General features: G+C 36.3%; 1 pseudogene. It reads left to right on the top strand.

The window, feature by feature from the left end:
• Positions 1–917, top strand: a pseudogene (locus tag FOF46_RS32035) (hypothetical protein); the annotation flags it as partial.
• Positions 918–1,197 lie beyond the last annotated feature (280 nt).

Here is a 1,197-nt window from a genome sequence, read left to right as displayed (position 1 = left end):
TGAGAAACCCTGAAAAGCATCTTTTTATAAAAGCAAATGCTTTTGCTAACGCTCAAAATCTTGACAAAGATTGGTTTGATCGCATGATGGATAAGGCTCCTTCAAAAATGCATTACAATGCAGAGATTCTAAACATTCGCCCCAATTTCAACTTAACCAGTTTTTATCCTCAATTGGATAAGGAGAAGCATTATTATGAGGATTTTGATAATGGATATTTAGAATCTATTGGGGTAGCTGCTACCAAAGCTTCTTTTGATTGCAAACAAGACAAGGATAGGATTAATACAAAACCGCTTATTCTTTCATTGGATTGGGGAGTGTTCAACTCCATGAAAGTGTCTCAGGATACAGGAAAGGACTATAAATGTTTGAAGACCTTTTTTGTAAAAAGCCCTAAGATTATTGATGATCTAATTAATGAGAAGTTTGCACCCTATTATGCCAGTCATGCAAAGAAGGTAGTTCATCTCTACTATGATAGAAACGGTAATAGCCGTAGGGCAGGAAGTAGGATAACCTTGGCACAACAAGCTATTAATTGCTTAAAACAATCTGGGTGGGAAGTAATAGTGAAGACTCCAAAGTCATTAGATCCACCACACAATGAAAAATTTATAGTGATTAATTATGTGCTTAAAAATGGTGGAAAACATGGGCTTCCTAAGGTCGGTATCAATAAACATAATTGTAAGGATTTGATTATATCCTTAGAGTCTGCTCCGGCAAAGGAAGGTAAGAATGGTATTGAAAAGGATAAGCGTAGTGAGCGCTCTAAGGTTATTCCTCAAGAACATGCCACTCACTTTTCTGATGCTTTTGATCTGCCTATCTATTGGAGGTATAAAGAGAAGGTACTTCGATTGATCACAGGTAATCGTACCAAAGGAGAAGGTATACCACTATTCGTGAAGTAGCCTATACCTTACCTATTACACTACTATCCCTATATGCATCATGCGTATAGGGATGTTTGTTTTTTAGGATACTTGGTCATTTAGGCATGGTGTGTATGGGTTCCTGATTTGCACAGATCCAGTAGGTAAATTCATATATCGGTCGATTTGGGTAAGGGAAAGTGAAGATTCTCTATAGGATGCGGCGCTATGGGCTGTTTACTTTTGATAAAAAAAATGATGTTTTTAAGGTTAATATTTTGATTGTCAAATTAATGACTTTTTTAAAATGAGAAAACCA

The sequence above is a fragment of the Aquimarina algiphila genome, assembly GCF_007489275.1.
Classification (GTDB): Bacteria; Bacteroidota; Bacteroidia; order Flavobacteriales; family Flavobacteriaceae; genus Aquimarina; species Aquimarina algiphila.
This window is presented reverse-complemented; position numbering and strand designations above follow the sequence as displayed.